The sequence below is a fragment of the Novosphingobium sp. BL-S-32 genome, assembly GCF_056857055.1.
The window spans coordinates 1,765,326-1,790,181 of record NZ_CM166476.1; the positions used below are offsets into that span (position 1 = coordinate 1,765,326).

The following is a 24,856-nucleotide window of genomic DNA, read 5'->3' on the forward strand; positions in this document are numbered from 1 at the left end:
TGCGCTTGCGCCTACGCATGGGCGCGGCCATAATCCGCGCCCATGCGTATCCTTCTTGCTGCCGCGCTCCTTGCCGGCTCCGCTTCCGTCGCCATCTCGCCCGCAATGGCCCAAAATACCTCGAATTCCGGTCCCGCCCCGATCCTGACCACGCCCGAGGCGAAAGACGTCTGGACTCACGCCGAGCCGCAAGTGGCGCGCGTCACCCATGTCGCGCTCGACCTCGATGTCGATTTCGCCACGAAGACGCTGTCCGGCAGCGCCGTGCTCGACATTCTTGCCGCGCCCGGCGCCACCCAAGTCGTGCTCGATGTCAACGACATCGCCATTTCCGCCGTCACCGACATGGCGACAGGCAACCCGCTCAAGTGGACGGTCGGCCCCAAGGACGCGAAGAATGCGGACATCGGCTCCGCGCTGACGGTCGAACTGGCAGGCGCCAAGCAAGTCAGGATCACTTACCGCACCAAGCCCGGCGCTGCGGCGCTGCAATGGCTGCCGCCGGAAATGACGTTCGGCAAGAAGCAGCCGTTCCTGTTCAGCCAGGGCGAATCGATCCTCAACCGCTCGTGGATCCCGACGCAGGACAGCCCCGGCATCCGCCAGACCTGGGACGCCACCTTGCGCGTGCCGGGCAATCTGGTCGCGGTGATGAGCGCGGAAAAGCTCTCGGGAGACAAGGGCGAGGCGCTGCCCGACGGCCGCCGCCAGTTCCGCTTCCGCATGGACAAGCCGGTGCCGCCCTACCTGATCGCCTTTGCGGTGGGCGACCTGAAGTTCCGCTCGCTCGGCCCCCGCTCGGGCGTCTGGGCCGAGGCGCCGATGCTGGACAAGGCGGCGAAGGAATTCGTCGATGTCGAGAAGATGATCGACGCCGCCAGCAAGCTCTACGGACCCTATCGCTGGGGCCGCTACGACATGCTCGTGCTGCCGCCCGCCTTCCCCTACGGCGGCATGGAAAACCCGATGCTGACCTTCCTGACGCCGACCATCGTCACGGGCGACCGCTCGAACACCGATGTCGTCGCGCATGAACTGGCGCATTCGTGGTCGGGCAATCTCGTCACCAATGCCACATGGTCGGATTCGTGGCTGAACGAGGGCTTCACCACCTACTTCGAGAACCGCATCATGGAGGCGCTCTACGGCAAGGAGCAGGCCGCGACTTACGCCGATCTCGACTGGGACGTGATGCAGCGCGAGATTGCCGATGGCGGCGGCCAGACCGGCGCCGTCACGCGCCTGCACGGCGATCCGGGCGCGGGCGAGGTGGATTACACCAAGGGCTCCAACTTCCTGCGCATGATCGAATATACGGTCGGCCGCGAGAAGTGGGACGCCTATCTCACCTCCTACTTCGACCGCCATGCCTTCCAGCCGCAGACGACTGCCGGGTTCCTTGCGGACCTGCGCGAACGCCTGCTGAAGGACCAGCCGGAACTGGAACTGAAGCTCCAGCTCGACCGCTGGTCCTATGGCGCGGGCCTGCCCGACAATGCCGTGCGCGTGCACAGCGCGACGCTGGCCAAGATCGATACCAAGCTGGCCGCCTTCAACGCCGGTGGGCCTGCCAGCGCGGTGCAGCCCACGGGCTGGACCACGCAGGAATGGCTGCGCTTCCTCAACGGCATCGACCGCCAGCAGACGCCCGCGCGCCTGAAGGAACTGGACGAGACGCTCGGCCTCTCCGCATCGAGCAATGCCTATATCCAGTCGGCATGGTTCGAACTGGCCATCGCCAACCGCTATGACCCGGCAGTGCCCTATCTGCGCAGCTATCTCTCGCGGATCGGGCGCGGGCTGCTGGTCTATCCGCTCTACAAGGGGCTGATGAAGCAGGGCGATTGGGGCCAACCCAAGGCGCGGGACTTCTTCGCCGAGGCCAAGCCCACCTACCACCCCTCCACCGCCGCCGGGATCGAGCGTATCGTCGCCGGACAGGAGTAACCGCATGAGTCAGCGCTTCGGAAACGCCCCCGGCCCCGCCGAATTCGAGGCCCTCGCCCATGCCGCCTTCGCGCGCATTCCCGAGCCGTTCGCGCAGCACCTCGACGGGATCACCGTCCACATCGAGGAGTTCGCGGACGAGGAAACGCTGCGGGCACTGGGGATCGAGGATCCCTGGGAACTGTCCGGCCTCTACCACGGCCGCCCGCTGGACGAGGAATCGGTGTGGGTTTCGGGCGAGTTCCGCCCGCGCATCACGCTCTACCGCCAGCCGCTGCTGGCGGAGTGGTGCGAGACCGATGTGTCGCTGGAAGACCTTGTGACGCATGTGGTGGTGCATGAGGTGGGGCACCACTTCGGCCTGTCGGACGACGACATGCACGCGTTGGAAGACGACGCCGATTGACGTGTCCTCCCCTGCAAGGGGAGGTGGCAGCGCAAAGCGCTGACGGAGGGGTGTAACCGGCCCAGTCACGCACAAACGAGAGGTTGACACCCCTCCACCACCCTTCCTTCGACAAGCTCAGGATGAGCGGGGGGCGGTCCCCCTCCCCTTGCAGGGGAGGATCTGGCTATCAAAGACCAGCCTCTCACCACCAAACCCCGTCGCCCCCGCGGAGGCGGGGGCCCCGCTTCCTTTCTGCCACGCCGCCAGAAGAAGCGGGATCCCCGCCTTCGCGGGGATGACGGGAGTGTGGGGTACAAACGCTCGGGTTTAAATCAACTCGTGAACAGCGCCTTCCTGATCACCGCGTGCACCCCGTAATTCCCGTTCACGATCTGCGACACACCAAAGTCCACACCCACCGACAGCAGCGAGATCGCCTCGTCCTCGGTCAATTGCTTGGCCGTCATCAGGAACCGCCGCGCCTTCCGAAACGCGTCGCGCATGGCGGCATCGATCGAGCTTTGCTTGTAGACCTCGCTCTGCGCGTCCGGCCCCAGTTCCTTGAGGTAATCGGGGTGCGAGAAGCCCATGATGACCCACTCGGTCTCGGTCTCGATCAGCGGGTAGTCGACGTCCTTCAACTGCTCCATCACGCCCGCGCCCTTGTGGTGGACGATCTGGATCAGCCCGGTCATCGAACATTCGATGGCGGTGCCGCATAGCTCGCTGTCCCCCTGCGAGGCATGGGGATCGCCCAGCGAGAGCAGCGCGCCGGGCACCTGCACCGGCAGGAACACCCGCGCGCCGGGGCCGGTGCGCCAGTTGTCGAGATTGCCGCCGAAGCTGGCCGGCGGCACGGAATCGACAAGGCCATTATGGTTCGGCGCCACCGCGATCACGCCGAAATGCGGGCGGATCGGGATCTCGACGTTTTGCAGGATGTCGTAATTGCGCTCGATGGTCTCCGGATCGACCGGCACGCCCGGATAGTCGTAACGCGAATGCGTCACGCCCGAGGGATCGACCTGCGGCGTCCAGCGGTAGGAATAGACCGCGTGCGCCGTGGGCAGCCGCCCGCCCGCCGCTTCCACTTCGTAGATCGTCACGACCTCGCGGTTCTTCGGCTCGGTCAGCAGATCGTTGTAGTGGAAGCCCCAGTATGTCGCGGCGTTGGAACCGAAGCTCTTGCCGGCAAAGCGCGAATTGCCGCTGGGGCGGGGTTTCAGGTCGAGGATGCGCACTTCGATGAGGTCGCCCGGCATCGCGCCCTCGATGTGGATCGGCCCGGTGCAGATATGCACGCCGAAGCCCTCACCCGGCCCGCGTCCGAAGGCACTGGCGTCCATCGGCCCCGCGCCGCGCCGCTCGACCGTCTTGCCGCAGTGGTCCCAGTGGTAGACGCTCTCCACCCCCGCATCGCCTTCGACCATGCGTTCGGGATCGTCGTTGGCGTGATGGGTCAGCGCCTCGATCGTCACGAAGTCACCCGACCGCACGCGCAGTGCCGGTTTCAGGTCCTTGCTGAGATAGCCCCAGTGGATCGTCTCGGGCGTAGCGGGCAGATGGTGGTGCCGCGAGGTGCCGGTGTCGCCCATGTAGGCGGGCACTTGCGGGCTGTCCTCGGCCGCCTGCTCGTCAAGCTGCTCGTCGAGAACTTCCTCGACCTCGACCGCCTCTTCGACTTTGGCAATGCGCTCCTTGCGGGCGGGGCGGCCACGGCGCAGCAATTCGACCGCCGCCTGCTCCTGCGGCGGCGCCTTGCGGTATTCGCGGGGGCTGATGCCGTACTGCTCGCGAAAGGCGCGGCTGAAAGAGGCGCTGTCGTTGAAGCCCCATTCGAACAGGATATCCGAAATCGACTTCTGCACATGGAGCGGGCTGCGAAGATCGAGCCGGCAGCGTTCGAGGCGGCGCACTTTCACATAGTGGCCGAAGCTGTCGTCGATCGATTCGAACAGCTTCTGGAGATAGCGGGGCGAGATGCCGTGCTCGGCAGCGACTTGCTGGTAATTGAGATCGGGGTCCGAAAGGCGGATCTCGATGGTCTGGAAGATGCGCTCCAGCAATGCCGCGCGCATGCCCGCCGCGCCGCCCAGCGCCTTGGCCGGGGCATTGTCGAGCAAGGCGGTGACGAGGAATTCGGGAAAGGCCAGCTCGACCGGACGGGCCTGATCGGTGGTGATGTCGGTCAGCGTATCGGCCAGCGACCGCAGCATGCCCGCGAAAATGCGCGCCGAGCCGCCGTCCGTGCCGATCTTGCGCGGCGGGCCGCTGATCGGGGTCTTCAAGCGCTGGCTGAGTTCGCTGTGCGGCACCTGCACAATCAGGCTGCGGTTATCGCCCGTGAAGGCCAGGTTCACCGGCGAATCGCCGCGCCCGCAGATGATATCCCCATCGGCAAGGCGCAGTTCCTGCCCGGCATCGCGCATGATGGCGCTGCCGTCGAGGATCATCGCCAGCCAGTAGGTTGCGGGCTGGTCGCGGAAGTCGATAGTCCACGATTGGCCCGTGCCGGTGACGCGGATGAAGTCGATATGGGTGCTGGATCGGAAATGGATCAGCTCGCCATAGAGCGTCGCCTCATCCGCCTCGTCGAGCGTCAGCGACAAGCGTTTGAGCGCGAACCGCCAGGCGTCGCGGCGTTGTTCCTTGGGGTAGACATTCGTCGTGATGCGCAAGCGAGAACCACCCTGATAGACCGGTGGCACCCTTCCCGAGCGGGCGTCCTTTAGTACTTTGGCAATTTCGTACTTTGGCGACCTTATGACGGAAGGTGTATCGAGCCTCCCGCCCCTCGGCAAGGGCAGCGTATATCTTAGTCGAAGGGCGTCTCGTTGCCGTAAACGCTGGTTCCCACCTGCTCCACCGGCGCCTCGCCCCGGCCGCAGACGGCAAGCATCGTCAGGGCGTAGACCAGCGCGCTGGAGGCCATGTCTGCGCCGGTCGGCCGCCAGCGCGGCATGCCGGTGGTGACGGCGGGCACGCGGTGCATGTTGAACACGTTGTGATCGCGCCACATGCTGGAATAGACCGGGTGCGCCGGCTCCACCGCCGCGCCGCGCGCCAGCCGGGTGGCGGCATCGACCGCGCCGACCAGCGGCGCGACTTCGGACGGCCGCGCCTCGAAACCGTGGCGCACGACCACCGGCTCCACGTCGAAAGCCTCCACATCCACGCCGCGCATGGCGTCCATGATGCCGTGATAGGCGTCTGCCGCCTTCTGGCGCGGGTTCAGCGAAACGTCGATGTAGAGCGCACAGACCTCCGTCCCCGCGCCGAAATCGATCGGCATCCCGCCGCGTACCGACGCGATCTGGACTTTGGGATGGATCGCGCCGCTGGCGGTCTCCATGATCGAATCGCGCTCGAACTGCAGGCCCCAGGCGTGGAGTGCGTCGATCACCGGGCCAAGGCGGTAGATCGGGTTCGGGTGGCGGCGCGGATCGGTGGGCGCGTCGAGGATCGGCGAGAACACGCCCTGCCCGAAGATCCGCACGCGGTAGAGCGCATAGCCGCAGCCCTGCCATGTCAGGCCGAAGTCGGTCCCCTCGGCCGCAATCGCATAGTCGGGCGCGACGCCGCCGTGGTGGAACAGATAATGCGCGCCGATATCCTTGCCGTTCCAGCCGATGCCGGAGAATTCCTCGATCGGTTCCGGCCCGATCTCGCCCGGGCAGGCGGTGAGCCAGGTCTTGCCGGACAGGCCGATGCCGGCCTTGCGCAGCGCCTTGGCGGCGATCAGGAAGCACGACATCGGCCCGCGATCGTTGCTGACCGGATAGCCGCGCAGGCGGCCTTCCTCGTCCAGCCAGCACTGGGTCCATTCGGGATCGGCCAGCGTGGAATCGCGATAGCGGAACTTGTCATGCTCACGCATGCCGCTGGGGCTTTCGGTGTCGAGATGCGCGGTGAACAGCAGGTTCGCGCCGCGTCCGGTTCCGCCGTATTCGCCGATCACATTGGGCCGTTCCGGCGTGGCGCCGACCTTGCGCGGCTTGAAGCCTTCCTTCGCCATCCAGTCATGGACGAATTCGGCCGCCGCCAGTTCCTCGCGCGAGCGGCTGGGGATGTTGCCGAGCGTCAGCGCCAGTTCGACCAGTTCGTCGGTATCGATGGCTGCGGCGATGGCGGCGCGCTCGTCCTCCGACACGGCATAAGGTGCCTTGGCGGGATCGGCGAAAGCGGGAACGGGATCGGGCATATCGGCCAAAGTCAGGCTCCGTTTGAAATCAGTGACCGGCAGCGAAGAGGGCTTCACCCTCCGCCTCGCGGCCATAACGCGGCAACAGCATGAGCAGCAGCGCGCCTGCCAGCAGCGCCGCGCCAACGCCGACCAGCGCCGGGCGATAGGAGCGGCGCGCGTCGAATACGAGGTCGAGCAGGATCGGCGTCGTCCCCTGCGCGGCGATCACCGCCGAATACATGGCGCCGATCACCGATCCGAAATGCCGCGTGCCGAAGTAGCGGGCGATGAAATAGGGCAGCGCGCCGAACTGGCCGCCAAGGCCGATGCCCAGCAGCGCCCCGCCAACGATCAGCAGCGGCATGCCCTGCGCGGTTTCCAGCAGCACGAGGCCGACCACCGCCATCAGATACATCGGCACCGCCACGCGCGGGGTCTGGATCTTGTCCATGATGCGGCCGGTGGCGATCTGCCAGCCGGAAGTGACGAGCGCGAAGACGCTGACTACCGCTGTGCCGGTCGTCACCGAAAAGCCCCGGTCGGAAAGGATCGGCACGACATGGCTGAACACCGCCGTAGTGCCGCCCGCGCCCGCCGCCAGCGCGATCAGGATCAGCCAGAACATCGGCGTCTGCGCCGCTTCGCCCAAGGTCATGCCCTCACGCTCGACGGCCGCTTCGGCACCGGCCACGGCGGCACGGTCGCGCAGCAAGAGGACCAGCAGCGGCAGCGCGATCACCAGCATGAAGGCGCTGATGCCCAGATAGCCCGCGCGCCAGCCCCATGTCTGCACCAGCACGGCGGCCAGCACCGGCAGCACCACCGAGCCGATGCCACAACCGCCGCCCGCGCTGATCCCCAGCGCCGTGCCGCGATTCTCGTCGAACCAGTCGGCGATCACTTTCTGGAAGATCGGCGTACCCGCCATCGCCCCGAACACCGCGAGCACGGTGAAGGTCGCATAGAACTGCACGAGGCTGCCGCTGTTGAGCGCCAGCGCCGCGATCGAGAGCGAAAGGCCGAACACACCGATCAGCAACGTCTTGCGCGCCCCGGCCTTGTCCACGTAGCGGCCGATCAGCGGGTATGTGATCGCGCCCACCAGCGCCAGAATGCCCAGCACGCCCGAAACGCTGGCGCGGCTCCAGCCGAAAGCCTCGGTCAGCGGTACCAGAAACAGCCCGAAAACGGCATGGACGGCGGGCGTCACGCTCACCGAATTGCCCAGCGTGCAGGCGAACAGCACGCCCCCTTTCGAGCCTTTCAAAGCACCGGCCAAGCTCAAGCGCCCCAGGCCTTCACGGCCGCATCGGTCGTGGTCAGCAGGACGCAGTTCTTCTCCATCGCCGAAAGCGAGCTTTCGTGCAGCCCCGGCTCGTAGGCGGCGCTGGCGTCGGAGACGAGGAACACGTCGTAATCGTGATGGAAGGCAGAGCGCGCCGTCTGGTCCACGCAGCAATCGGTGGAGAGGCCGCAGATCACCAGAGTCTGGATACCGCGCGCGCGCAGTTGGGCGTCGAAATCGGTGCCGTGGAAGCTGTCGTAGAGCAGCTTGGCGATCTCGATATCGCCTTCCTCAGGGAAGATCCGGTAGTAATCGGCCCCGCCGTCCGCGACGCGGCAGATCGCCTCGCCCCCCGGCTGCCCGCGCCGGACCATCAGGGTCTTCAGCGCGCGCGAGTCGGTTTCGGCGCTGGTGACGACGCGCATCAGCGCCACTGTGGCCCCGACGCCGCGCGCCGCCGCCACCAGCTTCTCGCAATTGTCGATCGCCGCCTCAGCGGGCGAGAGATCGACCCCATAGCGGCCCAACAGACCCTGTGGCGCCGCGAAATCGACCTGAATGTCGACGACCACCAGCGCGGTCGTCTGCGGATCGATCATGCCCGCAAGGGCGGCGGCATCCACATGAGGCAGATCTTCGGCGCGCAGCGGCATCGGGTTAGCCCTCCACCGCGACTGCAACCTTGTCGGGGAACCGCTCACGCAAGGCGGGCAGGATTTCCGCGCCGAAGATCGGCAGGCTCTTGATGTAATCGTCGAAGATCAGCATCAGCCCGTCGGTGCCGGAGGCTTCGAGCAAGTCGCCCACCTGATCGGTCACGCTCTTGGCGCTGCCGACGATCTGGGCGGACATGAACGAGCTGCGCGCCTTGCGGGTGAAGTCGTTCTCCTTGCCGATCTCTGCGTCCAGGAAGCCGTAAGCGCGCATCATGCCCGCCAACGCCTCTTCGTCCAGCCCGGCGGCATAGTGCTGCGCGGTGGCCTTGGCGGCATCGTCGCTGTCGCCGATCACCAGCGTCATCATCGAATAAGTACGGATATTGCGGCCATATTCGGCGGCGATGGTCTTGGCGCGGTCGCTGTTCTTGGAAAGCTCCGCCCCGGTGCCGCCCGAAAGGAAGATCGCGTCCATTTCCTCGGACGTCAGGCGCATGCCGATCTCGGACGATCCGGCGCAGACGAGGAACGGGCGCTGCTCCGGCTTCGGCCAGGATTCGCAATCGTCCAGCGTCACGTAATCGCCGTGCATGGTGACGGATTCGTCGCTCCACAGCGCCTTCACCGCGCGCACCCATTCGTAGGCGAGGTCATAGCGCTGATCGTGATTCACATGCTCGGGCCAGGCGCCCATCTGCGCGAACTCACCCTTGTAGGAACCAGTCACGACGTTCAGGCCCGCGCGGCCGCCGCTTACCTGCTGCAGAGTCGCCATCATCTTGGCCGCCACCGCCGGGTTCTGCAGCAGCGTGTGCAGGGTGGTGACGATCCGCGTCTTCTTCGTCACTTCGGAAAGCGCCGCCATCAGCACGATCGGATCGAGCGAGGAATCCCAGTGCCTGGTCTCGCCGCCGTAGCCCCGGAACTTCGACATGGACATGATGAAGTCCATGCCGGCCTGCTCGGCCAGCAGCGCGCACTGGCGGTTGTAGGCGTAAGAGCCGTCCAGCTCCGGCTTGTTCTTCGACAGGATCCAGCCGCCGTTGGCGACCGGCAGGAACAGACCAAGGTCCTTGCCGCCGTTGTCGGAGGGAAGGCCAAAGGGTGTCAGCGGATGCGGGTTCATCTCAGTCCTCTGCAAATTCTTGTTCGGTGCTGTCCTGAGATCAGCCTAAGGCAACGCCCGCCCGGTTCTTGATCGGCGGCGCATGTTCTGTTGCCGCCCCGGACAGCAGATCGGCCACCGCCGCGCGCATCGGCATGGATGGGGCCGCGCCCTGTCCCAAGGTACAAAGCGCCGCCGCCGCGCTGGCCCAGGGCAGCGCTTCGGCAAGGCTGCGCCCTTCGTCCAGCAGCGCCGCAAGAGCACCGCAGAAACTGTCCCCCGCGCCCACGGTATCGACCGGAATTACCGGCACGGCAGGGACGTGGATGTCCCAGTCCTTCTTCACCGCCACCGATCCGCGCGCGCCCAGCGTGACGACCACCGCCTGATCGGCGTGCCGGATTAGACTGCGCGCCTCCCGCACCACGGCGGGCAGCGCGTCGACCGGCCCGCAGCAGGCGAAAGCAGCGAGTTCGGTCTGGTTTACCACCAGCAAGTCGACATGATCGAGCAGCACATCCGCCGCCTGCACCGCTGGGGCCGCATTGAGGATGCGGATGCACGTCGAATTGCGGAATACCGGCAGCAGCGCGCCGACCGGCACTTCCAGTTGAGCCAGCAGCACGCCCTCGTTCACCGGCGCGGGAGAGGTAAGCCGCGCATTGGCGCCGCTGACGACGACGATCTGGTTCTCCCCCTCGGCATCGACGGCGATATAGGCCGTGCCGGTCTCCACGCCCGGCAAGGCAATCACGCCGGAGACCGCGATCCCGTCGCGCGCCAGCCGGTCGCGCATCCAGCGCCCGGCATCGTCTTCGCCCACCGCGCCCACCATGCGCGTTTTCGCCCCCATGCGCGCGGCGGCGACCGCCTGATTGGCACCCTTCCCGCCGGGCAATCGGGCCGTCGCCTTGGCCATGACCGTCTCGCCGGGCACAGGCAGGCGATCGAGCGAGGTGATGATATCAAGATTGATCGAACCGACGATGTGAACTGCCAAGACTGTCGCTCCGCTGAGGCCGAACCGCCCCCGAAAAGGGCTGCGTTTTGCAAGTGCAACATCGGGTGCAGCATGGCGCGTCGGGCGGGGTCAAGCGTGCGCAAGCGCTGTGCGTCCCCGCACAATAATTGCGGGTTCCAGCGCCAAGAGCCTTCGCGCGCGTGCGATCTAACTTTGCCGCACACTCTACGCCTTGGCCTTTCGGGAGACACGCGAATTATGACCACCTGGCTCATCACCGGCATCGGCGGAGGCCTTGGCCGCGCTCTTGCCGAAGCCGCGCTCGCACGCGGGGACACCGTCGTCGGCACTACCCGCAAGGACAGCGACCCTGAGTTCGAGGCGCTCGCCCCCGGCCGCGCCCATGCGCTTTCGGTCGATCTGACCGACGAAGCCTCGGTAAAGGCCGCTGTCGCCAAGGCGGAGGAGATCACCGGCGGCATCGACCGGCTGGTCAACAATGCCGGCTACGGGCTGATCGGCGCGATCGAGGAAGTCTCCATCGAAGAGGCCAAGGCGCTGTTCGACGTGAACCTCTTCGCCCCGCTGCGCATGCTGCGCGTGCTGCTGCCCTATATGCGGGCGCGGCGGGCGGGCCATGTCGTCAACATCACTTCGGTCAGCGGCCATGCGCCCTGGGCGGGCACGGCGCTCTACGGCGCCAGCAAGTATGCGATGGAGTGCGTGGGCCAGACTCTGGCGCAGGAAGTGGCACCGATGAACATCCGCGTCACCAATGTCGCGCCCGGCGGCTTCCGCACAGGGTTTGCGGCGGCGGGCCTGAAAATTGCCGAGGCCGATATCGCCGACTACGAGGACGTCGCCCACTTCGCACGCCGCAGCCTTACCGAAGGGGCGGGCAAGGAAAAGGGCGATCCGGCACGCGGAGCCGCGGCGATTCTGACCGCGCTCGACGCCGCCGAGCCGCCGCTGCACCTGTTCCTCGGCGAAGACGCACTGCATTACGCGGGCGATCAACTCGAATTCGTGGGCAAGCAGATGCGCGAGTGGGAAGCCCTGTCGCTCTCCACCGCCTTCGAACCGGCCTGATGCACAAGACCGTGCTGCCCGATTGGGCGGTGGCGCGGGGACGGGGTTACAACGCCTTCCCCTCGCTCGATCCCCGGACCACCACGCTGGTGGTGATCGATATGCAGGCGGCGTTCGTGGGCGAGGGCGAAGTCTTCGGCAATGCCCATGCCCGCGACGCCATTGTGCCGTGCAACGCCCTTGCCACGGCAATGCGACAGGCGGGCGGCACGGTGATCTGGATGCGCCAGACCACCAGCGACGCGCCGCCGCTGGCGATGCCGCAGTGGCAGTACGACCGCTCCGATCCCTTCGTGGCGCGTGCGATTGCGGCGCTGCGACCGGAGGCAGCTTCGCACGATCTTGACCCGGCAATGGCGCGCGAGGCTGGCGATCTGGTGCTCGACAAGTACCGCTACAGTGCCTTTTGCTGCCCGGAACAGGCGTTGGAAAAGGCACTGCGGGAACTTGGTACGGAGACGCTGGTGCTGACCGGCACGCTCACCAATGTCTGCGTGGAATCCACCGCGCGCGAAGCGAACATGCGCGGCTGGAAAGTGATCGTCGTCAGCGACGCCTGCGCAGCGGTGACCGATGAGGAACACAATGCCGCGCTGATGAACCTGCGGCTGAATTTCGCCGATGTGCGTAGTTCGGATGAGGTGCTGGAGATGCTTTCAATGGAAGCCCCGGCTTAGTCCGGCTCGCTCCCTCCGAAAAGAATCCCGTCGCCCCCGCGAAGGCGGGGGCCCCGCTGCCTTGCGTCATACACCAAGAAAAGCGGGGTCCCCGCCTTCGCGGGGACGACGGAGTTTTGTGTCTTGGGCGTGGCGGCAGTGCCTCCCTGCATCGCCATAACCATCCTCTCGTCCCTGCGAGCGCAGCGAAGCAATCCAGGGGCAGTTTACGCGGCTCTAGATTGCTTCGCTACGCTCGCAATGACGAAGGTAGGGTTAGGAGGGGGCAGTTTTGCCCCCCAACCCTCAACTCATCAAACGCGGCACCGAAACCGAGAACACATCGAAATGCGCATCGGGATGCTCGGCCTGCCCGTCGCGCGGGGCCTGACGCACCTGCACCACGCCGTTCTTGCCGAACCCGTCCACCACCGGACGCCCGGCATCACGGCTCAGCCACAACCGCAGCAAGTGCCGCTTGCGCTGCGGCTCGGGCCAATCCCAGAACGTGGTGCGGGCATGAAGCGCGGCGTAGTTGGAAAGCCATTGGATGTCGCCGGGGCGGAAATCCATCTCGATCGCCATGCCCTCTTCGTAGGTAATCGTGTCGAAGAGTTCGAGCACCTCGATCTGCTCGGAGCTCAGCTTGGGCACGCCCTCATATTCCTGCGCGGTGAGGATGTAGAGCGAACCCGCGTACATCGAGAACACCCCGTCGACGAGGCTGACGATGGGCGAAGTGTAAGTGTCCGAAGGCGCATTGTGGTCCTGCCGGCGCCAGTCCCAATGGAACGGCTCCAGCAGCAGCGGCGCCAGATCCGGGCGGCGGCGCAGGATCTCGTTGTAGATCTCCGCGCCAGAGACGAGGCACGAAAGCCCGCCCTCCTTGGCCGGACGCAGGCACATGAGCGCCACGATGTCCGAACTGTCCGAGTGATAGACCAGCTTGTCGCGCACCTTGGAGGACAGCGCGGTCGGATCGTCCATGGTCTTGTCGCTGGTGGCATAGACGTGATCGATCAGGTCGCCCATCTCGTTCTGGCGGATCGGATCGCCCATGTGCAGGCCGAGCACGTAGTAGATCGCGTTCGACAGTGCGTCCGAATAGAGCTGGGTGCGCAGGCCGCGCACCAGCACGAAGCCGCGCCCGTAATCGACATCCTCGCCCCACGACTTCACCGCATCGGCGCAGGCGACCAGCGGATATTCCTCGGCCGTGACGGTACGCAGATCCGGGTTTTCGGACAGAAAGCGCGTGCCGAGCACTTCCAGTTCGGCAACTTGCGCGTCGGACAGCATGTAGATCCACTCGTCGCTCCCGGCGAGCCGATCCCCGCGCCAGGCGGCGGCGGTGGTGACGGGCGGGACAACCTCGCCCGCGTTGGGAGCAGAGGTGGTGGCGGAGCTGGCCATGCTTTCAGGTCCTTCATTGAACGGCATCGGGTACAGGCCCGTTCTAGGTCCTCAAGCCGCCCGCGACTTGTCGCGCCATGTCCGAAAGCTTTTCGGTCCGCGAACCGGGGCGACCGGCCGCACCGAAATTTTCTTTCGGTTCAGTGTTTCCAAGGAACAAGCGCACTTGCCCGCCCCGGCCTCCCCGCCGTAGACTGCCGCTCCGATAGAGGAGCATGCCCATGAAGCGGATACCCCTTCTTTCCTGTGCTGCGCTGGCGACGGTTCTGGTTCTTGGCGGTTGCCAGACTTCTTCCTCCTCCGGCACGACGGCTTCCCCGCCCGCTGCCGCGACGACCGCAGGGCTGGCTTCGACCAAGTGGCAACTCGTCGGCTTCCAGTCGATGGACGACGCGCAGGGCACCACGAAGCCGGGCGAAGGGCGCGTCTACACACTCGAATTCGGCGCCGACGGCGCGCTCGCCATGCAGCTTGACTGCAATCGCGGCCGCACCAGCTGGACCACCCGCGACAGCGGGCCGGAGGGCGGAACGCTGGTGATCGGCCCGATCGCCACCACCCGCGCCATGTGCGAGCAGCCCGACATCGGGCAGATGATGTCCGCGCGCCTGTCCGAAGTCGCCAGTTATACGCTGCGGAACGGGCATCTTTTCCTTGCGCTCAAGATGGATAGCGGCATCTTCGAATTCGCCCCGCTCCAACCCTGAGGCGGAGCATTCCGGGGGAACGACTTGAACCTGAACACGCCGACGAGGGCAGACCGGTGATGGCGCATCGCGGCCCTTGGCGATATGGCGCGCTGGTATTGCTCGCGCTGATCGCAGTGCTGACTGCCGGCGTTTCGGGAGGCCCCGCGCGGGCGGCGATGCGCCCGCTGGCGCTTCCCTTTCAGGCCGCCAGCCCCTCTCCCACCGCGTCACCTGAACCTGCCGCCTCTCCCACCCCCGCTCCGGCGGCGCTCCCGGCCGACCACCCGCCGCTCGTCGATCCCGAAACGCTGGCCAACTTCAATGCCGCCGCCGCCGATGCGGAAGTCGCGCTGGGCAAGCCGCTGGGACACTACGACTACGAGGAGGTTCACCGGCTCGGCAAACTGCGCGACCGCCTCGCGGCCGACCGGGACCGCGCCCGGCAGATCGCCGACGCCAGCAATCTCGACGCGCGCATCATCCAGGCCCAGATCACCGCGCTCGGCCCCGCCCCGGCCGAGGGCAAGACCGAACCGACCGCCATCACCGCACGCCGCAAGGAGCTGGACGGCCAGCTCTCGGTCAAGCTTGCCCCGGTGCTCGATGCCCGCGAGGCGCAGGCGCGCGCCGCGACGCTGGTCTCCGAACTCGATGAGCGGATCGCCACGATGGAGCGGGACCGGCGGCGCGAACGCACCCAATCGATCCTCGATCCGCGCCTGTGGGTCGATGTTGCGGGCGACGTGCGCGAAGGGATCGACATCGCCGCGCGTGAGGGCGCGAAAGGCATCGCCCAGGATACGCCGGGCCACTTCGCGATGCGGCTGCTGGCCGTGGCGGGGCTGGTGCTGCTGGGGCCGTTTGCCTCGATCCGGCTGCTGCGCATCTTCCGCCTCCGCTTCGCGCAAAGGCAGCACGCCACGCAGCAGGCAACGCGGCGGCTGATCCTGATCGTGTTCGAGGACGTGATCGCCGCCATCGTCCTGTTCTTCGCCATCGGCTGCTCGGTCGTGGCCTTTGCCGTGCTCATGCGCCCGTTCGTGGATGACGAGACGCTGGCCGCGCTCAGCGTGCTGTTGCTGCTGGCCGCGCTGGTGGTGGCGATTGCCCAGTGGCTGGCGAAAAGCACGCTGCAATCGCCGTTCCACGAGCTGCGACTGGTGCGGCTGCGCCCCGAACTGGTGGACCGGGCGGTGGGCACGGTCCGGCTGCTCGGCATTGTCCTTGCCCTTGAAGTGATAATCGAGGGGATCGAGGACCGCGGCTTCTTCGCGATCACCGTGATCGAATTTCTCTCCGCGCTCCTGCTGATCTGCGGCGGCGCGCTGGTCTGGCGGTTCGCGCTCCTGATCGACAAGGGACGCGACCGGGAGCCTGACGACGAAGGCCAGGGCCACGAGGCGCGGGTCCATCACACCGGCCCCCGCCGCCCGATGGGCGACCCGCTCGACTTCACCGCGCCGCTGGGCAAGATCCTGATGCTGCTGGCGGCCGGTTGCGCGCTGGCGGCCGTCATCGGCTACATCGTGCTCGCGCGTGAGATCTTCTCCGACCTCGTGGTCTCGGTGGCGATCATCGCCATTGCCATCTTCCTCCACCGGCTGGTCTCGCTGATCGTCGGCCTGCTCGCCGAGGGCGGGCTCAGGCACTACCGCGCCAGCATCCACTTCGTGCCGATGCTGGCGGGCATCGCGCTGACCATCTCGGTCCTGCCGCTGCTGGCGATCACCTGGGGCTACAACAGCCGCGAGATCGGCGACGCCCTCGTCACGCTGCGCACCGGCGTGACCTTCGGCAACGTCAATGTCTCGGCCGGAGACATCCTGACGTTCGCCGCCGTCTTCTTCGGCGGCTACATCGCCACGCGCTGGATCCAGCGCATCGTCAACCTCACGATCCTGCCGCAGTTCGAGATCGACCGCGGCTCACAGGCCTCGATCGTGACGATCATCGGCTATGTCGGCGTGGTCGCGGCGGCAGCCATTGCGGTGGCCAGCACCGGGCTGGACCTCACCAGCCTGGCCTTCATTGCCACTGCGCTTTCGGTCGGCCTGGGTTTCGGCCTGCAATCGACGGTCGAGAACTTCACCAGCGGCGTGATCCTGCTGGTAGAGCGCCCGATCCGCGAGGGCGACTGGATCGAGGTGGGGACCTATTCGGGCATTGTGCGCAAGGTCTCCGTCCGCTCAACGCATCTTGAGAGCTTCGACCGGCACCAGATCATCATCCCGAACTCGCAGCTCATCACCGGCAGCGTGAAGAACCTCAGCCTTGGCGAGCGGCTGGCGCGCGTGGTGGTGCCGATCAACGTGGCTTACGGGTCGGATCTGGAAAAGGTGCGCCGCGTGCTGATCGAGATCGCCAAGGCGCAGGAGGGCGTGCTGATCTATCCCGAGCCGAGCGTCACGCTCGACGCCTTTGCCGAAAACGCGATGCAGATGCGGCTGCTGGTCTTCGTGCGTGACGCCACCGACGGCTCGGGCACGGCATCGACGATCCGCTTCGACATCGCCCGCCGGTTCGCGGAAGAGGGGATCGAGATCCCGTTCCCGCAGATGGACGTGCACGTCCATGGGGAGCTTCGTCCCGGCGAGATTCCCCAAAACCAACCGGCGCCGGAAGAAGCTCCCAAAACCGACGACTGAAGAAATCAGTCGCCCGCCACGATCATCCCGTCGATCCGCAGCGTCGGCACGTTGATCGCGCGATCCTGCACAAGGTCGTTGGCGGGAATGAGCGCCGCGAACATGGCGAGCAGGTTGCCCGCCACAGTGAATTCGGCAACCGGGCCCGCGATCTCGCCATTGACGATCCGGAAGCCCGAAGCACCCCGGCTGTAATCGCCGGTCACGCCATTGACGCCCTGCCCGATCAGCTCGGTCACATAGACCCCGTCGCGAATGTCGGCCATGAGTTCGGCGGGCGAGAGCGTGCCGGGCAGCATGTCGAGATTGCCGACCGAAACGCCCGGCGCCCCGTTGCCGCCCCGCGCCGCGTGGCCGGTGGGCTCAAGGCCAAGCTGGCGGGCAGAGGCGCTTTCCAGCAGCCAGCCGGTCAGGCGCCCATCCTCGACAAGATTACGCGCACAGGTGGCAAGACCCTCGCCGTCGAAGGGCCGCGAACGCAGCCCGCGCCGCCGCAGCGGATCCTCGGCAATGGTCACGCCGGAGGCGAAGATCGCCTCGCCCAGCCGGTCAAGCAGGAAGCTGGAGCGGCGGGCAATCGCACTGCCGGACATCGCACCGATCAGATGGCCGACCAGCGTGCCGCCGACGCGCGGGTCCAGCACCACCGGCATCGGCCCGCTGTGCAGCTTCCCCGGCGCAAGCCGCGCCACCGCGCGTTCGCCGGCAACGGTGCCGATCGAAGCCGGTCCCGGCAGGTCGGACAAGTGATGCGCCGCGCGCCAGTCGCTGTCGCGCTGCTTGCCCGCGCCCTCCCCGGCGACGACCGAGACGCTGACCGAGTGGCTGGTAGAGGCATAGGCCCCGCCGAAACCATGGCTGGTGGCCAGCGCGATCACGCCGCCGCCCGAGCTGGCGGTGGCGCCGTCCGAATTGGTGACCCCGGTCACGGCGCGGGCGGCCTCCTCGGCCTCCTCTGCCATGGCGCGCAAGTCCTGCGGGCCGGGTTCGTGCCTGTCGACAAGGTCAAGGTCCGGCCAGGGCGCGGACGACAGCCGGTCCGACGGCGCCAGCCCGGCATAGGCATCCTCGGGCGCGCTGCGCGCCATTGCCAGCGCGCGCGTCGCCAGTTCGTCCAGCGCTTGCGGCGAAAGATCGCTCGATCCGATGCTGGCCGAGCGGCGGCCGACGAACAGCCGCAGCGAGATATGCTCGCTCTCCGACCGCTCGACATCTTCCAGCTTGCCGAGGCGAACCTGAATCCCCTCCGACGAACTGGCGCCATAGGCCGCATCGGCGGCATCGGCACCGGCACGGCGTGCGCGCTCGACAAGCGCCTGCGCGCGGTCGAGCGCTTCATCGGGGGTGAGCATTCTGCGTCGATCTCCACTGCCACGACGCGCCGATGGGCGCGCGGGTGCGGGCAGAACTAGGCGTCTCTATCGGGAAGGGCAATCAGGCTGGCCGGAGGCCAGTCAGCGCGCCAGAACCAGCGCCAGTCCCTTGAACACCGCGGTCAGCGCGAAAGGCAGGCCGATTGCCAGCGCCCAGAGCCGGATGAGATCGCGCCGATACCACGGCTGAAGCCCCGGATCGCGGGCCTGTTCGTCGGTCAACCGGTTCCAGCGGGCCTCGAAACGGCGGCAAGCGGGAATGATCGCGATGACAAGGATGACCAGCGCCAGATAGGGCAGCAGCGATTCGCCGCCCGCTTTCAGCGCGCCGATGGTCACGAAAATCTGGAGCGCGGTATAGACCAGCAGGGCATAGGCGATGTGATCGCTCATCTTGCGCCGCCAATCGAGCTGCTTTTTCAAGCTCGCATGGCTGATGTCAGGCCGGATATCGGGCGGCGTGAGGTGGACGTCCGGCTTTCCGAGTTCGGCATCGCGGCCGAATCTGTCGGATATGTCCTGTCTGCCGGTCTTGGCCATCAAAGCCCAACCTTTCTGTTTCGAGTGCGACCTTTATATGTCTCTCCCACGATCACTAGATCACGCCGGGACCGGATTGGCAAGCGCATGCCCCCGAAGGCGAAATATTCTTTCCCAGCGTTAAGGAGGGCCGAATGCACCAATCGTTCGACGACCCGCGTTGGCGGTGTCCTGAGGGTTAATAGGTAGCCTTCGTCCCAACCTTCGCCCGCCCCGGCATGCGAAGATCCCCCCGGCGAGAAATGGCCGCTTGCGGTGCGCGGATGGGCTGCGTAAACGGCGGTGAAGATGACCGAAACGAGCGAACGCATGCAGGAAACCTCGGCCCCCGCGGTAAGCGTGGCGCAGAATGGTGGGCTCGAGGTCATCTCGATCGCCAAGAGCTATGACAAGCGCGCGGTTCTGAGCGATATCTCGCTTTCCGTCGCCAAGGGCGAAGTGCTCGGCCTGCTGGGCCCCAACGGCGCCGGCAAGACCACCTGCTTCTATTCGATCATGGGCCTGGTGCGCCCCGACTCGGGCCGTATCCTGATGGACGGCGTCGATGTCACGCGCCTGCCGATGTATCGCCGCGCGATCCTCGGCCTCGGCTACCTGCCGCAGGAAACTTCGATCTTCCGCGGCATGACGGTGGAGCAGAACATCAGCGCGGTGCTCGAACTCAACGAGCCCGACCGCGATGTGCGCGCGTCCGAGCTGGAGCGCCTGCTGGACGAATTCGGCCTCGCCCGCCTGCGGTCTAGCGCGGCCATGGCGCTTTCGGGCGGCGAACGCCGCCGCTGCGAGATTGCCCGCGCGCTGGCGGCCAAGCCCTCTATCATGCTGCTGGACGAACCGTTCGCCGGTATCGACCCGCTGTCCATCGCCGACATCCGCGAACTCGTGCGCGATCTCAAGAATCGCGGCATCGGCGTGCTGATTACCGACCACAACGTGCGCGAGACGCTCGACATCGTTGACCGCGCCTGCATCATCTACGGCGGCCAGGTGCTGTTCGCGGGCAGTCCCGAGGCGCTTGTCGCCGACGAGAACGTGCGCCGCCTCTACCTGGGTGAAGGCTTCACGCTGTGAGGGGGGCTCACGGCGTGAAGGGGGTGGCAGGAATGAGGCAGCCCCCCTCGGGAGCCTGAGCCATGGCGCTGGGGCCGAGGCTGGATCTTCGGCAAAGCCAGTCGCTGGTCATGACGCCGCAGCTCCAGCAGGCGATCAAGCTGCTGGCCCTGTCCAATCTCGAAATCGAAAGCTTCATCGGCGATGCGCTGGAAGCCAATCCGCTGCTCGACATCGGCAGCACCGGCGAAAGCGACGCGCCGTGGGGCGAGCAGCATGATCCCTCGGCCGACACGCGCCGGACCACGCTGGAAGATTCCCCGGTAGACCGGCTGATCGGCGAAGGCCGCGCGCAGGACGACCGCCCGCTCGACATCGACATCCCGGCCGGGGAGCGTGAGCGCGACACCGGGGACGGCAGCGAGCGCGGCGCCGGCGAAAGCGCCCCGCGTGAACGCGGCGACAGCGACTGGAGCAGCGAACAGCGCCTCGGCGGCGGCGAAGACGGCCCCGGGATCGACGACCACGGCAACGGCGCGGCCTCGCTTGTCGAGCACCTGAGCGCGCAGCTCGGCCCCGCCTCCGCCGACCCGGTGCTGACCGCCGTGGCGCGCTACCTGATCGGCCTGCTGGACGAGGCGGGCTACCTGCCGGTGCCGCTCTCCGAAGTCGCGCAGGACCTTGGCATCGACATCGCGGCGGCAGAGGCTGCGCTGGCCCTGCTCCAGTCGCTCGACCCCACCGGCGTCGGCGCGCGCACGCTGGCCGAATGCATCGCGCTGCAGGCGAAGGAAGCGGACCGCTACGACCCCTGCATGGCGAAGCTGATCGACAATCTGGACCTTGTCGCGCGCGGGGACCTGCCGCGCCTCAAGCGGATCTGCGCCGCCGACGACGAGGACATGGCCGATATGCTGGGCGAACTGCGCGGCTATGACCCCAAGCCGGGCCTGCGCTTCGGCGGCGAACCCGGCGCTGCGGTGGTGCCCGATATCCTCGTGACCCCGGCCAAGCCGGTCAAGAACGAGCAGCCGGGCTGGGACATCGCGCTGAACGAGGCGACGCTGCCGCGCCTGATCGTCAATCGCGGCTATTTCGTGGAGCTGCGGCGCGGCTGCACCGACAAGGCCTCGCGCAACTGGCTGTCGGAGAAGCTCACCGATGCCAACTGGCTGATCAAGGCGCTGGACCAGCGGCAGAAGACCATCCTCAAGGTCGCCGCCGAACTGGTGCGCCAGCAGGACGGCTTCTTCCGCCACGGCGTCTCGCACCTCAAGCCGCTGACGCTGCGCACGGTGGCAGAGGCCATCGGCATGCACGAATCGACCGTCAGCCGCGTCACCTCCAACAAGTACGTCAATTGCCCGCGCGGGACGTTCGAGCTGAAGTATTTCTTCACCTCGGGCGTGGCGGCGACGGGCGGCGAAGGCGGCGCTTCGGCAGAGGCGGTGAAAGCCGCGATCCGCCAGCTCATCGATGCCGAGGATGCCAAGGCGATCCTGTCCGACGACACGCTGGTAGACCTACTGAAAGACAAGGGCTTCGAACTCGCGCGGCGCACCGTAGCCAAGTATCGCGAAGCCATCGGCCTGGGCAGTTCAGTACAGCGGCGCCGTCAAAAGGCGATTGCTGCGGCGCGGTAAGTGATAAGCAGGCAGATAGTCAGCAAGTACAGTTAAATGCTTGTTTTGCTTAGTATTATTTTATTTGAATAGATAGGATTCGTGGTAGCTTCCAGCCATGAAGTGCACCGGGCTTGCGGCGGGCTGCAAGAATACGGGCACGCATGGAGAGAATGCCGATGTCCTATGCCGACCGGAATTCCAATCCCAACCAGAAGATCCTGACCGGCGGGATCGTCGCACTGATCCAGGGCGGCGTTGCGCTGGCCCTGATCAACGGCTTTGCCGTCACCATATTCAGAACCGACCCGCCGCCGCATCTCCAGGACCGGCAGATCCAGCTCGAACCGCTGCCGAAGCCCACCGAGACGCCCAGCCCCAAGCACGATACGCCCCGGCTCTCCGATCCGGTCATTACCGCCCCGATCCCGCAAGTGGCGATCCCGACGGCAAAGGATTTCCCGGTCCCCACCCAGACCGAAACGCTGCCGATCTCCACCGGCACGCCCGACGGCATCCGCATCGACCCGGCGCCCACGGCCACGCCCTCCCCGCGTTTCCAGCCGCGCGGCGCGCTGCCCCGCAACGACACCTCGGGCTGGGTCACCACGCTGGACTACCCCACTGCCGACTTGCGCGCCGAGCATCAGGGCACGGTGCGCTTCCAGCTCGACGTCGATGCCCGCGGGCGCGTCAGCCAGTGCAGCATCGTGAGTTCCAGCGGCTATTCCGGCCTTGACGAGGCCACCTGCAAGTTCGTGAGCCGGCGCGCCCGTTTCGAGGCCGCCAGCAATGCCGACGGCGAGGCGGTCGCCGGTACGTACATGGGGACGATCCGCTGGATCATCCCGCGGGACTGACCCGCATACCCCTTGGGCCAGCCCGCCCGGAGCGGCACGTATCCGCACTACGTGTGCCGCTCCGGCACGTTTTGGGTCCTGTCCCCTAGGGCCGGGCGCTTCCCCGTACCCGGCCCGTGGTTCCGCCCTCGCGGTGTTTTACCCCTCACCGCGGGGGCGGGCCTCCCGACCCGATGGCCCCCGATCTTTTGGTGCACGCATAGTCCCGGATACCCCCGTTCGGCCTTTGCCAACCCTGCCGCCCTAGGTCTCGCATAAGCACAAGCGGCGGGGCGGACCGGCGATGATTCCCAGAACATTCCACTTCATCTGGGTCGGCGACGAAAGCCGCCGGCCCGACAACTGCATAGAGACCTGGCGCGCCGCCCATCCGGACTGGACCTTCCGCCTCTGGGGCAATGCCGAACTGGACGGGCACGACTGGATCAATGCCCGCCACATGGCCGAGATGCGGCAGCAGGAATGGAACGGCGTGGCCGACATGATGCGCTGGGAAATCCTGCTCGCGCACGGCGGCATCGTCTTCGACGCCGATTCCGTCTGCACCCGCCCGCTCGACCCCGCGCTGCTCGACTGCGAGGCCTTTGCCTGCTGGGAAAACGAGATCGTCCGCCCCGGCCTGATCGCGGCGGGCTATTTCGGCTGCGAGGCGGGAAATCCGTTCGTGAGGCAGATCGTCGAGGACATCGCCGCCTCTCCCTCGGTGGTGGGCGAAATGGCGTGGAAGACGGTGGGCCCGCAGCGCCTGACCGAGTGCTACCGCAAGTTCGCCTATACCCCCTTGCGCATCTACCCGAGCCACTACTTCATCCCGCGCCACTTCACCGGGGTAACGTACGAAGGCAGCGACCCGGTCTACGCCCACCAGCTCTGGGGCTCGACCAGCCGGTCCTACGACCGGATCCACAAGGTCGATGTCGGGGCAATGACGGCGCCGGTTGTGCCGCCAACCGAGCCCGAGCCCGCCGACAGCTCGCCGCTGGAGAAGATCCACGCACCCTATTTCCTCCAGCGCGTGCCGGTCAGTTCCGAGCTCGCCGCGCTCGGCCGGATGGAGGTTTTCGCCAGCCTGCTGGCCGGGCAGCGCGTGCTCCACGTCGGCTGCGCGGACTGGCCAATCACCGACCCGCGCACCTCGCTCCACGTCCGGCTGGAGGCACACTGCGCCCACCTCGACGGCGTCGATCCGCATGGCGAGGCGCTCGAACAACTGCGCCCTTACGTGACCGGTGACCTGTTCACCGATCTGGCGCAGGCGACCGGCCGCTACGATGTGGTGCTGGTGCCCGAGGTGATGGAGCACGTGCCCGATGTCGCCGGTTTCCTCGCGCAGATCGAGGCAGTGGATGCCGCGCTGTTCCTCATCACCGTGCCCGACGCCTTCCAGTGCCGCGCCCGCCACTTCGACTATCAGGCCGAGACCGGGACCTTCCTCGAAGGCGTCCACCCGGACCACAACGTCTGGTACACGCCCTACACCTTCGCCAACACGCTGCGGAAGTACAGCGGCCTGGAACTGCAGCGGATGTGGTTCTTCAACGGCATCTCGCTGCTGGCGTTGCTGAGCAAGCCGGCCATGGCGCAAGCGGCATAGAGAGATTCACTCAGAGACGCGGGGGCGCAGAGATGCGAACCCGTTTTCCTCCAGCGCAATGCCCAACGAACGGCGAAACCGAGAGAGGAGACAGCTACCTCTCCCTCCCCACACCGCTCATCCTGAGCCTGTCGAAGGATGGGACCAACAGCGCCCCGTCGCCGGGGCTCGAATGCGGGATTAGCAGTCATTAAACGTTGCAGTGGGGTTTGCGAGCTTGCGGAGGGTGTTTAGAAACTGATCGGGCTTGTCCAAACGCAGGCGCAAGGTCTTGTGGTCATCACCGTATGTAACCGCCACGTCGTTGCCCAAAACACCTTTGGTTCGCTCAACAGAACTGATGCTCGCTATAGGAATGGATCGCTCCAAGCCATAGATTTCGGGCAAGAACATAAGATTAAACGGGAATTTCGGCACTACAGAAACGCTGGCCGATGTAACCGCGACTAGCAGGCAGTTGGAGGCAAACGTCCCTGACGCCCAGCGTTCTGCATACAGAACATTGGGCGGCAGTTTGGGATAGATGGGCTTCCCTACCCGGCGACGGTAGATGATAGATAGACCGACCACCGCCGCGATCCAACCGAATCCAGTGAAGAACAGCCAAAATGGCGGGCCTTGATCCATATATTAATCCTGTATCCCCCGCGATGGGTGCGACTGCCATCCTCTAAAGGTTCGTCAACGAACAGCAATGGCGGCGAATCCAGTAAAACGGCCTTCGGATTAATAATGTGAAATTCCACTGTTCCGGTTACGGAACCCCCGCAGGGCGCCTTCCATGACCGGCGTTTGGGGGA

At 66.3% G+C, this 24,856-nt stretch carries 20 protein-coding genes; 10 read left to right on the forward strand and 10 right to left on the reverse strand.

The genetic code is table 11. The features are described 5' to 3' along the window. Positions 1–42: 42 nt before the first annotated feature. Positions 43–1,947: a M1 family metallopeptidase gene (locus AC1VVK_RS08145; protein WP_482905062.1), complete on the forward strand. Its 1,905-nt coding sequence runs from the start codon at positions 43–45 to the stop codon at positions 1,945–1,947. 4 nt (positions 1,948–1,951) lie between these two features. Continuing rightward, positions 1,952–2,353: a metallopeptidase family protein gene (locus tag AC1VVK_RS08150; protein ID WP_132390061.1), complete on the forward strand. Its 402-nt coding sequence runs from the start codon at positions 1,952–1,954 to the stop codon at positions 2,351–2,353. Positions 2,354–2,667: 314 nt separating this feature from the next. On the opposite strand, the gene AC1VVK_RS08155 is transcribed toward AC1VVK_RS08150, so the two are convergent. The 6 genes from AC1VVK_RS08155 to AC1VVK_RS08180 form a co-directional block, all read right to left on the reverse strand. Then, complete coding sequence (locus AC1VVK_RS08155) at positions 2,668–5,013, reverse strand: acetamidase/formamidase family protein (protein ID WP_482905063.1); 2,346 nt, start codon at positions 5,011–5,013, stop codon at positions 2,668–2,670. A gap of 137 nt (positions 5,014–5,150) precedes the next feature. After that, complete coding sequence (locus AC1VVK_RS08160) at positions 5,151–6,593, reverse strand: zinc-binding metallopeptidase family protein (RefSeq protein ID WP_482905064.1); 1,443 nt, start codon at positions 6,591–6,593, stop codon at positions 5,151–5,153. Next, the gene (locus AC1VVK_RS08165; RefSeq protein ID WP_482905065.1) at positions 6,565–7,797 is read right to left on the reverse strand and encodes an MFS transporter; all 1,233 of its coding nucleotides are present in this window, start codon (positions 7,795–7,797) and stop codon (positions 6,565–6,567) included. Before AC1VVK_RS08165 ends, AC1VVK_RS08160 begins: the two co-directional genes overlap by 29 nt. Positions 7,798–7,799: 2 nt before the next feature. Continuing rightward, entirely contained in the window at positions 7,800–8,456 is a 657-nt protein-coding gene (locus AC1VVK_RS08170; protein WP_482905066.1) for a cysteine hydrolase family protein, read from the reverse strand. Between the two features lie 4 nt (positions 8,457–8,460). After that, positions 8,461–9,585, reverse strand: coding sequence for an LLM class flavin-dependent oxidoreductase (locus tag AC1VVK_RS08175; RefSeq protein WP_482905067.1), 1,125 nt, complete (start codon positions 9,583–9,585; stop codon positions 8,461–8,463). Between the two features lie 40 nt (positions 9,586–9,625). After that, positions 9,626–10,564 (reverse strand): ribokinase, encoded by a 939-nt coding sequence (locus AC1VVK_RS08180; protein ID WP_482905068.1) that lies wholly within the window; start codon positions 10,562–10,564, stop codon positions 9,626–9,628. A gap of 219 nt (positions 10,565–10,783) precedes the next feature. On the opposite strand from AC1VVK_RS08180, the gene AC1VVK_RS08185 reads away from it, so the two are divergent. Then, complete coding sequence (locus AC1VVK_RS08185; protein ID WP_482905069.1) at positions 10,784–11,614, forward strand: oxidoreductase; 831 nt, start codon at positions 10,784–10,786, stop codon at positions 11,612–11,614. Beyond that, positions 11,614–12,291: a cysteine hydrolase family protein gene (locus AC1VVK_RS08190; protein WP_482905070.1), complete on the forward strand. Its 678-nt coding sequence runs from the start codon at positions 11,614–11,616 to the stop codon at positions 12,289–12,291. The genes AC1VVK_RS08185 and AC1VVK_RS08190 overlap by 1 nt, the downstream gene beginning before the upstream one ends. A gap of 285 nt (positions 12,292–12,576) precedes the next feature. Here AC1VVK_RS08190 and AC1VVK_RS08195 read toward each other — a convergent pair whose 3' ends face one another. After that, positions 12,577–13,683 (reverse strand): TauD/TfdA family dioxygenase, encoded by a 1,107-nt coding sequence (locus tag AC1VVK_RS08195; protein WP_482905071.1) that lies wholly within the window; start codon positions 13,681–13,683, stop codon positions 12,577–12,579. Between the two features lie 221 nt (positions 13,684–13,904). Here AC1VVK_RS08195 and AC1VVK_RS08200 point away from each other — a divergent pair, with 221 nt between their 5' ends. Both AC1VVK_RS08200 and AC1VVK_RS08205 read left to right on the forward strand, forming a co-directional pair. Continuing rightward, positions 13,905–14,390 (forward strand): META domain-containing protein, encoded by a 486-nt coding sequence (locus tag AC1VVK_RS08200; RefSeq protein ID WP_482905072.1) that lies wholly within the window; start codon positions 13,905–13,907, stop codon positions 14,388–14,390. Between the two features lie 59 nt (positions 14,391–14,449). Continuing rightward, positions 14,450–17,017: a DUF3772 domain-containing protein gene (locus AC1VVK_RS08205; protein ID WP_482905137.1), complete on the forward strand. Its 2,568-nt coding sequence runs from the start codon at positions 14,450–14,452 to the stop codon at positions 17,015–17,017. 5 nt (positions 17,018–17,022) lie between these two features. On the opposite strand, the gene AC1VVK_RS08210 is transcribed toward AC1VVK_RS08205, so the two are convergent. Next, positions 17,023–18,369 carry a TldD/PmbA family protein gene (locus AC1VVK_RS08210; protein ID WP_482905073.1) on the reverse strand — a complete coding sequence of 449 codons (1,347 nt, stop codon included), beginning with the start codon at positions 18,367–18,369 and terminating at the stop codon, positions 17,023–17,025. A 102-nt stretch (positions 18,370–18,471) separates the two neighbouring features. Then, positions 18,472–18,930: a hypothetical protein gene (locus AC1VVK_RS08215; protein ID WP_482905074.1), complete on the reverse strand. Its 459-nt coding sequence runs from the start codon at positions 18,928–18,930 to the stop codon at positions 18,472–18,474. Positions 18,931–19,218: 288 nt separating this feature from the next. Here AC1VVK_RS08215 and lptB point away from each other — a divergent pair, with 288 nt between their 5' ends. The 4 genes from lptB (at position 19,219) to AC1VVK_RS08235 (ending at position 24,056) form a co-directional block, all read left to right on the forward strand. Beyond that, a complete protein-coding gene (gene lptB / locus AC1VVK_RS08220) occupies positions 19,219–20,001 on the forward strand; it encodes an LPS export ABC transporter ATP-binding protein (RefSeq protein WP_132390032.1) in 783 nt (260 codons plus the stop codon). Between the two features lie 62 nt (positions 20,002–20,063). After that, positions 20,064–21,623, forward strand: a complete 1,560-nt coding sequence (gene rpoN, locus AC1VVK_RS08225) for an RNA polymerase factor sigma-54 (RefSeq protein ID WP_482905075.1) — start codon at positions 20,064–20,066, stop codon at positions 21,621–21,623. 158 nt (positions 21,624–21,781) lie between these two features. After that, positions 21,782–22,462, forward strand: coding sequence for an energy transducer TonB (locus AC1VVK_RS08230; protein ID WP_482905076.1), 681 nt, complete (start codon positions 21,782–21,784; stop codon positions 22,460–22,462). Between the two features lie 283 nt (positions 22,463–22,745). Next, positions 22,746–24,056 (forward strand): glycosyltransferase, encoded by a 1,311-nt coding sequence (locus AC1VVK_RS08235; RefSeq protein WP_482905077.1) that lies wholly within the window; start codon positions 22,746–22,748, stop codon positions 24,054–24,056. A 180-nt stretch (positions 24,057–24,236) separates the two neighbouring features. Here the strand turns inward: AC1VVK_RS08235 and AC1VVK_RS08240 are convergent, their stop codons facing one another. Continuing rightward, entirely contained in the window at positions 24,237–24,683 is a 447-nt protein-coding gene (locus AC1VVK_RS08240) for a hypothetical protein (RefSeq protein ID WP_482905078.1), read from the reverse strand. Positions 24,684–24,856 lie beyond the last annotated feature (173 nt).

Excerpts from the sequence above, each read along its gene's own strand:
- AC1VVK_RS08145 (WP_482905062.1), top strand. The coding sequence starts at position 43 with ATGCGTATCCTTCTTGCTGCCGCGCTCCTTGCCGGCTCCGCTTCCGTC.
- AC1VVK_RS08150 (WP_132390061.1), top strand. The coding sequence starts at position 1,952 with ATGAGTCAGCGCTTCGGAAACGCCCCCGGCCCCGCCGAATTCGAGGCC.
- AC1VVK_RS08170 (WP_482905066.1), bottom strand. The coding sequence starts at position 8,456 with ATGCCGCTGCGCGCCGAAGATCTGCCTCATGTGGATGCCGCCGCCCTT.
- AC1VVK_RS08175 (WP_482905067.1), bottom strand. The coding sequence starts at position 9,585 with ATGAACCCGCATCCGCTGACACCCTTTGGCCTTCCCTCCGACAACGGC.
- AC1VVK_RS08185 (WP_482905069.1), top strand. The coding sequence starts at position 10,784 with ATGACCACCTGGCTCATCACCGGCATCGGCGGAGGCCTTGGCCGCGCT.
- AC1VVK_RS08190 (WP_482905070.1), top strand. The coding sequence starts at position 11,614 with ATGCACAAGACCGTGCTGCCCGATTGGGCGGTGGCGCGGGGACGGGGT.
- AC1VVK_RS08195 (WP_482905071.1), bottom strand. The coding sequence starts at position 13,683 with ATGGCCAGCTCCGCCACCACCTCTGCTCCCAACGCGGGCGAGGTTGTC.
- AC1VVK_RS08200 (WP_482905072.1), top strand. The coding sequence starts at position 13,905 with ATGAAGCGGATACCCCTTCTTTCCTGTGCTGCGCTGGCGACGGTTCTG.
- AC1VVK_RS08205 (WP_482905137.1), top strand. The coding sequence starts at position 14,450 with ATGGCGCATCGCGGCCCTTGGCGATATGGCGCGCTGGTATTGCTCGCG.
- AC1VVK_RS08210 (WP_482905073.1), bottom strand. The coding sequence starts at position 18,369 with ATGCTCACCCCCGATGAAGCGCTCGACCGCGCGCAGGCGCTTGTCGAG.
- AC1VVK_RS08215 (WP_482905074.1), bottom strand. The coding sequence starts at position 18,930 with ATGGCCAAGACCGGCAGACAGGACATATCCGACAGATTCGGCCGCGAT.
- lptB (WP_132390032.1), top strand. The coding sequence starts at position 19,219 with ATGACCGAAACGAGCGAACGCATGCAGGAAACCTCGGCCCCCGCGGTA.
- rpoN (WP_482905075.1), top strand. The coding sequence starts at position 20,064 with ATGGCGCTGGGGCCGAGGCTGGATCTTCGGCAAAGCCAGTCGCTGGTC.
- AC1VVK_RS08230 (WP_482905076.1), top strand. The coding sequence starts at position 21,782 with ATGTCCTATGCCGACCGGAATTCCAATCCCAACCAGAAGATCCTGACC.
- AC1VVK_RS08235 (WP_482905077.1), top strand. The coding sequence starts at position 22,746 with ATGATTCCCAGAACATTCCACTTCATCTGGGTCGGCGACGAAAGCCGC.
- AC1VVK_RS08240 (WP_482905078.1), bottom strand. The coding sequence starts at position 24,683 with ATGGATCAAGGCCCGCCATTTTGGCTGTTCTTCACTGGATTCGGTTGG.